The sequence below is a fragment of the Cypionkella sp. genome (assembly GCF_034376685.1).
GTDB lineage: Bacteria > Pseudomonadota > Alphaproteobacteria > Rhodobacterales > Rhodobacteraceae > Cypionkella.
Genome location: NZ_JAXMJJ010000091.1, coordinates 53,949 through 63,696, shown reverse-complemented (window position 1 = coordinate 63,696; position 9,748 = coordinate 53,949). Strand labels below are relative to the sequence as shown.

Genomic DNA, 9,748 nt, shown 5'->3' with positions numbered 1-9,748 from the left:
CCGAAAAGCAACGCCGCGCCGAAGACACCAAGGCCAAGCTGCTGGCCCGCAAGCTAAGCCGAAAAGCGGCACGGCTTACAGATAACCCGCCGAGCGGAAACTAAGCTCGCGGCTTTTGCCGATGATCAGATGATCATGCAGGGTGATGCCCAGCACCTGTGCGGCCTCTTGCACTTGCAGGGTCATGGTGATGTCAGCCTGCGACGGTGTGGGATCGCCCGAGGGGTGATTGTGCACGAGGATCAGCGCCGAGGCGTTAAGTTCCAACCCGCGCTTGACGACTTCACGCGGATAGACCGGCACATGATCCACCGTGCCTTTGGCCTGTTCTTCATCGGCAATCAGCACGTTCTTGCGATCCAGAAACAGGATGCGGAATTGTTCGGTTTCACGATGCGCCATCGCGGTATGGCAGTAATCCAGCAATGCGTCCCAACTGCTCAGCAAGGGCCGGTTCATCACCCGCGCCCGCATCATCCGTTGCGCTGCCGCCTCAACAATCTTCAGCTCCTGCACCACAGCCTCCCCCACGCCTTTCACCATCATCAGGCGGGCAGGCACGGCGGTGACGACCCGGTTGAAATCGCCAAACGTCTCCAGCAGTTCGCGCGCCAATGGCTTCACATCCTGCCGGGGAATGGCGCGGAACAGCAGCAGTTCCAGCAGTTCATAGTCGGGCATCGCCGCCGCCCCACCCTCCATGAAGCGCGTCCGCAGGCGTTTGCGGTGATCAGCGATGTAGGATGGCAGCTTGCCGGGCAAAGCATCGCCCACGGCCTCATCCTCGGCGGCGAACAGCGGCAGCGGGATTTCGTGAAAGGCGCGGGATTTGCTCATGGCAGGCAGGCTGCCATGAGACTGGTGAAGGAATCGTTAACGGCCTTAAAGCATCCGCAGCAAGTCTATGCTGGGCTGGCCGGTCACAGGCAGGCCCCGCGCACGTTGGAAATCGCTGATCGCAGCGATGGTTTTCGCGCCGATCACACCATCATTGCCCTGCGTATCAAAGCCCGCCGCCGTCAGTTTGCGCTGCAAGGCCTGCCGATCTTGCAGCGTCATGCCTTGCGCATCCGGGCCGAAGGCCGCGCGCAACGGCCCTGCGCCGTTCAGCCGATCCGACAGATATCCAACACCCAGCGCATAATTCTCGGCGTTGTTGTAGCGCAGGATGACGTTGAAGTTCTGATACAGCAGGAAGGCTGGCCCACGCGCGCCACCCGGCAGCAACAAGGACGCAGCACCGTGGTTGCCCAAACCGCCATTCACCCCGCGCACACCCAGATCAGCCCAATCGGACCGCCCCTTGCCGCGCCCCGCCAGTGCGGTGTTGAAGCCTGACGGCAGCGTCACCTCTTGCCCCCAAGGCTGGCCATGCCGCCAGCCGTTTTTCGAAAGATAGGCTGCGGTTGAGGCCAAGGCATCGGTGGGATCATCGCTCCAGATGTCGCGGCGGCCATCACCGTTGAAATCGACCGCGAAGGCTTGGTAGCTGGTCGGGATGAACTGGGTGTGCCCCATTGCCCCGGCCCAGCTGCCGGTCATGTTCTGCACCGAGGTATCGCCGTTCTGCAGGATCTTCAGCGCCGCCACCAACTGTTGTTCAAAGAAGGCCGCGCGACGCCCTTCATAGGCCAAGGTTGCCAAGGCCGAGATCACCGGAACATCGCCGCGTCTTGTGCCGAAAAAGCTCTCCAACCCCCAGAAGGCGGCGACGACATGCGGCTCTACCCCAAAGCGTGCTTCGATCACGCGCAGGGTGCCCATCTGTTGCGCCAGCACCTGCCGCCCCATCGACAAGCGTTCATCACTTGCGGCGATGGCAAGATAATCTTCTGTGGTGCGGGTGAATTCGGTCTGGTTGCGGTCTTTCTCGATCACGCCGGGGATGAAGCCCGAGGCGCGGAAGGCGCTGCTGAAGGTCGCGTCCGAGATGCCTTTGGACGTCGCGCGCGGGCGGAATGCCTGCACCCAAGCGTCAAATCCCGCATCCGGCACCATCGGCATCGCGGCTTGCGGCACCGAGCGGACGCTGCCACCGCCGCCCCCGACGCAGGCAGAAAGCCCAAGCGCAGCGATACCAAATGAGAAATTGCGCCGTGTGACCTGCATGTAAACCTCCACCAACCTGCTTTTGCTTTTGCGCAAGCTTAAAGGATTTGCGGCAAAGGGCAAACCGATGCCGGGTATTTCCGCCGAGGCCTCAGGCGGCCTGCAACTGCGCCCGCTCGGCCTCGGTCAGCAAAGCCGTCGCCACGCTCAGCACCAGTGCTGTCGTATTCTGCGGCAACAGCACTTCCCCCGTCGCGCGCCGCAGCCAAAGGCCATCAATCATCGTGCCCAACGCCAATGCCACCTGTGCAAAGCGCGCGTCTGGCAGCACATCGCGGAACACCGAGGCGAGGTTGGATTGCAGGCGGGCATAGAAAATCCGCTGCAAACGAGCATAGCGGGTGTTGGTGGCCGAGGCAGCACAGACCGACAGCCAGGCGTTGGCGATGTTCGGCTCGAACAGCCCTTCGGGGAAGTTGCCCGCGATAATCGCCTCCAGCCTGCCCCAGCGGGTTGTTGCCTGCGCGAGACCCGAGGCCACCGTCTCCATCAGCACACGATTGTTCAGCCGCACCATGGCGAACAGCACGTCTTCCTTGCCTTTGAAGTAATACGACAGGATGCCCGCAGACATCCCGGCCTCTTCGCAAATCCGCTTGGTGGTCATGCCGCCAAGCCCATGCTGCATGAACACCCGATGCGCAGCCTCGATCAATTCACGGCGGCGGAGGTCTTCGATACGGGTGCGGAAGGCGATTTTGGTCATGATTTTTCATAGCAGATGAAAAAACTGAACGCACATACAAAAAACTATATTGACGTATAAATTTCTCCTGCGCAGGCTTGGCACAGCAATCGGGGAGATAACCATGCGCAAGGTTCTGGCAGGATTGGTGATGACAGTGATGGCCACGGGGGCGGTGCAAGCGGCCGAGCCCGAGGCCTGCAAGGCGGTGCGGATCTCGGATCTGGGCTGGACCGATATCGGCCTGACCAATGCCACCGCCGAAACTATCCTGAATGCGCTGGGGTATCAGGCGACGCAGACCCTGCTCAGTCTGGATGTCACCTTCGTGTCGATGCAGCGCGGCGATATTGACGTATTTCAGGGCAACTGGCGGCCATTTCAGGACGTGCAATACGCGCAGTTTTTCGACGATGGCTCGGTGGAGCGCTTGGGGATGAACCTTGAGGGTGCGAAGTATACTTTGGCCGTGCCGAAATATGTCGCCGATGCCGGGGTGCACAGCTTTGATGATCTGGCAGCGTATGGCGATCAGTTTGAGAAGAAGATTTTCGCGATTGAACCGGGGTCGAACCAACCGCTGCTGGATATGGTTGCCGCCAACGGGCATGGCCTGGGCGACTGGACCATCGTGGAAAGCTCGGAAGCCGGGATGCTGGCAGAGGTGGAACGCTCGGTCGGGCGCAAGGATTGGATCGTATTCTTGGGCTGGCAGCCGCATCCGATGAATGTGGTCTATCAGATTGAGTATCTGGCAGATGGCGATGCGGAATTTGGCCCGGATTTCGGCGGCGCTTCGGTCTATACCATCGCGCGCAAGGGTTATGCGCAGAGCTGCCCGAATGTGACCAAGTTTTTCAGCCAACTCGCGTTTAACATCGACTATGAAAACGCCGGAATGCAGATGGTGATGGGCGAAGGCATGGAGTTTCCAGCCGCCGCCACCGCGATGATGGCGCAAAACCCTGCGATGGTTGAGGCGTGGCTGAAGGACGTCACCACCTTTGACGGCCAACCCGCTTTGCCTGCGGTGAAGGCCGCGCTGGGTCTGTAAATGGCGCTGATGCGTGCTGCCGTGATGAACGGCTTTGGCCAGCCTTTGCGGCTGGTCGATCTGCCTGTGCCTGCGCCCGGACCGGGAGAAATCCTGATCCGGCTGGAGGCCAGCGGGGTTTGCCATTCCGATGTGCATATCTGGAAGGGCGACACCCAACCCGCCACCGCCCCCGATCCGTTTATCTTGGGGCATGAAGGTGTGGGCGTGGTTGCCGCCCTTGGTATGGGCGTTGACGGTTGGGTTCTAGGTGAGCGGGCTGGCGCGGCTTGGCTGCACGACACCTGTGGCACCTGCGATCTGTGCTTGGCGGGCGAGGAAAGCTTTTGCGCAGCCCAGCGCGCGCATGGTTTCAACGTGCCGGGGACATTTGCCGAATATGTGGTGGCAAAGGCAGCTTTTGCGGTGAAAGTTCCGGCAGGCGATGGCCCTGCCATCGCCCCCCTGATGTGCGCCGGATTGACAGCATACGGCGCGATTGAGCGGGCAAAGCTGACGCATGGTGAGACTTGCGCGATCTTCGGCTGTGGCGGTCTGGGGCTGTTCGCGGTGCAGCTGGCGGCACGGCGCGGGGCGACAGTGGTGGCCGTTGATACCGATCCCGCCAAGCTGGACATGGCGCGGCATCTGGGGGCAGCGGCCACCGAAATCGCCACCACCACCCTGCCCGATACCTGGCCCAGCGCCCTGCGCGCCCATGCCACGATCAACTTCGCGCCCACCCCCCGCACCTGGCCGGCCATGCAAGCCGCCACCCGGCCCTTGGGGCGGATCATTGCGGCGGCGATGGTGGCCGAACCCGTGCCACTTAGTCAGGAATGGCTGACATGGACCGGCATCACCTTGACCGGCACCAGCGTGGGCACTCGCAAGCAGATGGCGGAGCTGATGCAGCTGCATGAAGCGGCCCCGCTGGAAAGCCCGGTCGAGGTGATCCGGCTGCAAGATGCCTCGGACGCCTTGCGGGCGCTGGACGAAGGCCGCGCCAAGATGCGCTACAGCATCGCTTTCTAGGCTAACCACTTGGAGAGCGCGGCGTTTCGTTGCTATGCTGCCCGCAATGGCAATGAAGGCAACAGAATGCGCATCGACCTGAACTCTGATCTTGGCGAAGGCTACGGCCCTTGGGCGATGGGCGACGATGCGGCGATGCTCGGGCTTGTGACCAGTGCCAATGTTGCCTGCGGCGGTCACGCCAGCGACCCCGAGACGATGTATCAGACCCTGCGTCTGGCCGCCCAGAATGGCGTCACCATCGGCGCTCATCCCGGTTACAATGACCCATTGGGTTTTGGTCGCCGGGTGATCCCGATGGCCCCGGCAGAGGTTGGCCGCATGGTCGCCGCACAGATCGGCAGCTTGCAAGCGGTGGCGGCGCTGGCGGGAACCCGCGTGGCTTATGTGAAACCCCATGGCGCGCTGGCCAATCTGGCCGCCGATGATCGCGGCGTTTCCGATGCGATTGCCACCGCCGTCAAGGCGATCTCTCCCGATCTGGCGCTGCTGGCGATTTCCGGCACCGAGCTGGAACATGCCGCCCGCGCCGCAGGAATTGCCGTCTACTCCGAGATTTTTGCCGACCGAGGTTATCTGCCCAGCGGTCGCCTTGTTCCGCGCAGCCAGCCCGGCGCTATGATCCATGACCCCGCTGCCGCCACGGCTCGGCTGTTGTCGTTTCTCGAATCCGGCCTGATGCCTGTGGTCGGCGGTGACCCGATCGCCCTCGCCGCGCAGTCAATCTGCGTCCACGGCGACAACCCCGGTGCGGTCGAGATGGCCCGGCACATCCGCAATCAGCTCAACGCGGCAAGCGTCACCATCGCCGCCTTCCTGCCCGCTTAGGCCATGCACCCCACCCCAAGCGCCCCTATCTTCCGCTCTATCGCCGAACGCGCGGTGCTGGTGGAGTTTGGCACAGTGCTGGACCAAGCCGCCCATGATGCCGTGCTGCGGCTGGATCAAGCACTGGCAGCGCAACCCTTCGTGGGCTTCCGCGAGGCGATACCGGCCTTTGTCAATCTGCTGGTCGAATTTGACCCGGTGACCACGGATCACCCCACCACCATCGCCCATCTGCGCGGCCTTCTCACCGCGCAAACTACCGCGCGGGCGCAACCCGCCCAGCGCGAGGTTCTGGTCTGCTATGATGCTGACCTTGCCCCCGATCTGGTCGCCGTCGCGCAAGCCACCGGTCTGACACCCGAGGCGGTGATCAACGCCCATCTCTCTGGCGACTACGCAGTGTTCATGTATGGCTTTGCCCCCGGCTACGCCTATCTTGGCGGTGTGCCAGAGGTAATCCGGCTGGATCGCAAACCCAGCCCCCTGCGCGGCGTGGCGGCGGGATCGGTGATCATCGCGGGCGCGCAATGCCTTGTCACCACGCTGCTGATGCCCACCGGCTGGTGGATCATTGGCCGCTCGCCCACCCGCATCCTGACCGACGATACCGCCCGCCCCTTCCTGTTCGATGTCGGCGACAAAGTGCGCTTCCGCCGCATCCGCCGCGCCGAATACGAGGCGGAGCAATGACCGAAGCCATCCTTCGCGTCGCCTTCGCGGGCCCACATGTCAGCATCCAAGACCAAGGCCGCCCCGGCCTGATGCGCTACGGTGTCCCCGCCTCTGGCCCGATGGATCGCCAAAGCTTCGCGCTGGCCAACGCCGCGCTCGGCAACCCGGCGGGTCATCCGGGCATCGAAATATCGCTCGGCGGCCTGAGCCTGCACTGCCAAGGCGGCACCATCACCCTCGCCCTCGCAGGCGGCGGTTTCATCGCCGAAATGCCTGCCCGCAAACTCGGCGCTTGGAACATTCTGACCCTGCGCGCTGGTGAAACCCTGACCATCCGCCCCGGCCCTTGGGGCAGTTGGACCTACCTTGCCATTGCGGGCGATCTACAGGCCGAAAGCTGGCTCGGCAGCCGCGCCACCCACGGTTCTTCCGGTTTCGGCGGTGGCAGGCTGACAACCGGGCAGGTGCTGACAATCACTGATGCGCAAACGCACCCTGATCTTGAAGGCCACATCCCCTGCCCGATCTGGGCACGCCCGCGCCACCTTTTACGCTGCACACTTGGCCCGCAGGATCGTTTTTTCGATGCCGAAACCCTAAGCGCCTTCACCACCGCACGCTTCGAGATGACCGACGCTTTTGACCGCATGGGTCTGCGCTTGCGCGGCCCCGCCCTGATCCCTACGGGTGCACTGTCGATCCCGTCCGAACCGATCCTGCGCGGCTCGGTGCAAGTCTCGGGTGACGGCACCGCCACCGTGCTGCTGTCAGATCACCAGACCACCGGAGGCTATCCGAAAATTGCCACGGTTTTGGCCGATGATCTTGACGCTTTCGTGCAATGCCGCCCGCGTGATGCGGTGATGTTCCAAACCATCACGCCTGCCGAAGCCATCGCCATCACGCGACAAAACACCCTGCGCTTTGCCGCGTTTCAGGATCGCTTGCGCGCGCGTTAAATCCCGTGCCCGCTCCACGGCCCATGCTTGTCGGCAACGCCATCCACCCGCTCAAACCCGTGTGCGCCGAAGAAATCGCGCTGGGCTTGGATCATATTGGCGGTCGAGCGCCCGGTTCGCATCATGTCAAACCACGCCAGACCCGAGGCCAAGGCGGGCATCGGCAACCCGCTGAGCGCGCCCGCCGCAATCACCTGCCGCAAAGCACCATGCGTCGCCTTCAGATGATCGGCAAAGAATGGCGCCAGCATCAGATTGCGGCCCGCATCTTCGGTCAGTGCCGTCGCCATGTCGTTCAGCATCGACGAGCGGATGATGCAGCCCTCGCGCCAGACCCGCGCGATTTCCGGCAACGGCATCGGCCAGTTGAACGCTTTGGACGCCGCCGAGATCAGCGCGAAACCCTGCGCATAGCACAGGATTTTGCCCGCGATCATCGCCTGTTCCAACTGCGCCAAAGTCACGTTGGCCCCAGCCTGGGGGGCCGCGCCGAACACCGCCTCACCCGCCAAACGCTCCTCCAACCGCGATGACAGATTCCGTGCCATTACCGCCGCTTCAATCGCGGGAATGGTGGCGGCCAGATGCTGCGCCTCGATCACCGTCCAGCGCCCAGTGCCCTTTTGCCCAGCGCGGTCGAGGATCATATCCAGCATCGGTTTGCCGGAATGGGTGTCGGTGGCGGCCGCAACCTCTGCCGAAATCTCGATCAGATAGGATTGCAGCGGCCCTTGGTTCCACGCCTTGAACGTCTCGGCAATGGCAGCCGCATCCATCCCAAGGCCATCACGCATCACGCCATAAACCTCGGCGATCATCTGCATATCGGCGTATTCGATGCCGTTGTGCACGGCTTTGACGAAATGCCCTGCCCCCGCTGGCCCCATATAGTCAGCGCAGGGTTCGCCCTTATACTTCGCCGCAATCGCGTTCAGCACCGGGGCGACACGATCCCAATCCGACCGCGAGCCACCGCCCATGATCGCCGGGCCATGCCGCGCGCCTTCTTCGCCACCCGACACGCCGATGCCCATGAAATGCGGCCCAATCTTCGCCGCCTCAGCCGAGCGCCGATCGGTGTCGTGGAACAAGGCGTTGCCGGCATCAATGATCAGATCATCCGCCGCCATCAGGGGGCGCAAAGTTGCGATCATGTCATCCACCGCCTGCCCCGCAGGCACCATCAGGATGATCGCACGCGGCGGCGCAATCGCGGCCACCAGATCGGCCAGCGTTTCACAGGGGGTGATCTTGTCGGCCAGCGCGCCCGCCTCGGCTTTGAAACCATGCGTCACTGCAACCGTGCGGTTCCACACCGCAATCGGAAAGCCTTTTTCAGAAATGTTCAGGGCCAACATTGCCCCCATGGTGCCAAGGCCGATCAGGCCGATTTGCGATTGGGTCATGGTTTCTGTGCTCCGACGCGGTTCAAGGTGATGGCGTATAGGCTCGTGGTAGCCGTGATATAAAGCTGGTGCTTGGCGCGCCCGCCAAAGCAAATATTCGAGACTTTCTCGGGGACAAGGATCTTGCCCATCAGATGCCCATCCGGGGCGATGCAATGCACGCCGTCGCCCGCCGAAGACCACAGATTGCCCTCGGTATCGCAGCGGATACCGTCGGCCTTTCCGGGAGCAATGGTGTGGAAGATGCCACGGCTTTTCAGCCGTCCCGACTCCACGGAAAAGCTGCGAATGTGCGCCGGATCATCCTGATACATCCGACCGGTATCGGCGACATATAGCACCGACTCGTCCGGGCTGAACGCCAGCCCGTTCGGGCAGTTGAAATCGGTCAGCACGGCTTCCATCGTTCCATCCGGGTCGACGCGATAGACATTGCAGGGCAGTTCCTGCACCGCCGCAAAACCCTCGTAGTTCGAGCCGATGCCGTAATGCGGGTCGGTGAACCAGATCGAGCCATCCGACTTTACCACCACATCATTCGGTGAATTCAACGGCTTGCCCTGATAGCTGTCGGCAATCACCGTGATGCTGCCATCCAACTCGGTCCGTGTCACCCGCCGCAACCCGTGTTCACACGACACCAGCCGCCCCTGCAAGTCACGGGTGTGGCCGTTAGAATAATGCGACGGCGCGCGATAGGTCGAAATCCCAATGCCCGGCGTATAGCGCAGGATTTTATCGTTCGGGATGTCGGAAAACAGCAGGCAGCCGGCGTCGCCAAACCACACCGGACCTTCCACCCAATCAAACCCCGTCGCCAGTTGTTTCACGGGCGCATTGCCCAAAACAAAACGGCCAAACGCCGGGTCGTGGATTTCAAAGCATGACATGGCACCGCCTCCCGCCCTCATGTGAGCGATAACATAGCGCAAGGTCAAACCGAAAGGTATCCTGCGGCATACCGGGTAAGCCGTACGCGCCACGCTCAGCGGTCGGTTGCGCAAACTTCGATTTCAAGGCA

General features: G+C 62.5%; 10 protein-coding genes. 5 read left to right on the top strand and 5 right to left on the bottom strand.

The window, feature by feature from the left end:
• Positions 1-75: 75 nt before the first annotated feature.
• From radC to betI, 3 genes are all read right to left on the bottom strand, one after another.
• Positions 76-837 carry a RadC family protein gene (radC, locus tag U1A24_RS17240; protein WP_322323220.1) on the bottom strand — a complete coding sequence of 254 codons (762 nt, stop codon included), beginning with the start codon at positions 835-837 and terminating at the stop codon, positions 76-78.
• 45 nt (positions 838-882) lie between these two features.
• Positions 883-2,109 (bottom strand): lytic murein transglycosylase, encoded by a 1,227-nt coding sequence (locus U1A24_RS17235; protein WP_322323219.1) that lies wholly within the window; start codon positions 2,107-2,109, stop codon positions 883-885.
• Positions 2,110-2,200: 91 nt separating this feature from the next.
• Positions 2,201-2,815 (bottom strand): transcriptional regulator BetI, encoded by a 615-nt coding sequence (gene betI / locus U1A24_RS17230; RefSeq protein ID WP_322323218.1) that lies wholly within the window; start codon positions 2,813-2,815, stop codon positions 2,201-2,203.
• Between the two features lie 103 nt (positions 2,816-2,918).
• On the opposite strand from betI, the gene choX reads away from it, so the two are divergent.
• The 5 genes from choX (at position 2,919) to U1A24_RS17205 (ending at position 7,321) form a co-directional block, all read left to right on the top strand.
• Positions 2,919-3,848, top strand: a complete 930-nt coding sequence (gene choX / locus U1A24_RS17225) for a choline ABC transporter substrate-binding protein (RefSeq protein ID WP_322323217.1) — start codon at positions 2,919-2,921, stop codon at positions 3,846-3,848.
• The gene (locus U1A24_RS17220; RefSeq protein WP_322323216.1) at positions 3,849-4,862 is read left to right on the top strand and encodes an alcohol dehydrogenase catalytic domain-containing protein; all 1,014 of its coding nucleotides are present in this window, start codon (positions 3,849-3,851) and stop codon (positions 4,860-4,862) included. It begins immediately after the preceding gene.
• A gap of 66 nt (positions 4,863-4,928) precedes the next feature.
• Positions 4,929-5,690 (top strand): 5-oxoprolinase subunit PxpA, encoded by a 762-nt coding sequence (locus U1A24_RS17215; protein WP_322323215.1) that lies wholly within the window; start codon positions 4,929-4,931, stop codon positions 5,688-5,690.
• Between the two features lie 3 nt (positions 5,691-5,693).
• Positions 5,694-6,380 (top strand): allophanate hydrolase subunit 1, encoded by a 687-nt coding sequence (locus U1A24_RS17210; RefSeq protein WP_322323214.1) that lies wholly within the window; start codon positions 5,694-5,696, stop codon positions 6,378-6,380.
• Entirely contained in the window at positions 6,377-7,321 is a 945-nt protein-coding gene (locus tag U1A24_RS17205) for a biotin-dependent carboxyltransferase family protein (RefSeq protein ID WP_322323213.1), read from the top strand. Before U1A24_RS17210 ends, U1A24_RS17205 begins: the two co-directional genes overlap by 4 nt.
• Here U1A24_RS17205 and gndA read toward each other — a convergent pair.
• Both gndA and U1A24_RS17195 read right to left on the bottom strand, forming a co-directional pair.
• Positions 7,318-8,727: an NADP-dependent phosphogluconate dehydrogenase gene (gene gndA, locus U1A24_RS17200; RefSeq protein WP_322323212.1), complete on the bottom strand. Its 1,410-nt coding sequence runs from the start codon at positions 8,725-8,727 to the stop codon at positions 7,318-7,320. The two genes, U1A24_RS17205 and gndA, sit on opposite strands and share 4 nt — an antisense overlap.
• Positions 8,724-9,617, bottom strand: coding sequence for an SMP-30/gluconolactonase/LRE family protein (locus U1A24_RS17195; RefSeq protein ID WP_322323211.1), 894 nt, complete (start codon positions 9,615-9,617; stop codon positions 8,724-8,726). Before U1A24_RS17195 ends, gndA begins: the two co-directional genes overlap by 4 nt.
• Positions 9,618-9,748: the final 131 nt, after the last annotated feature.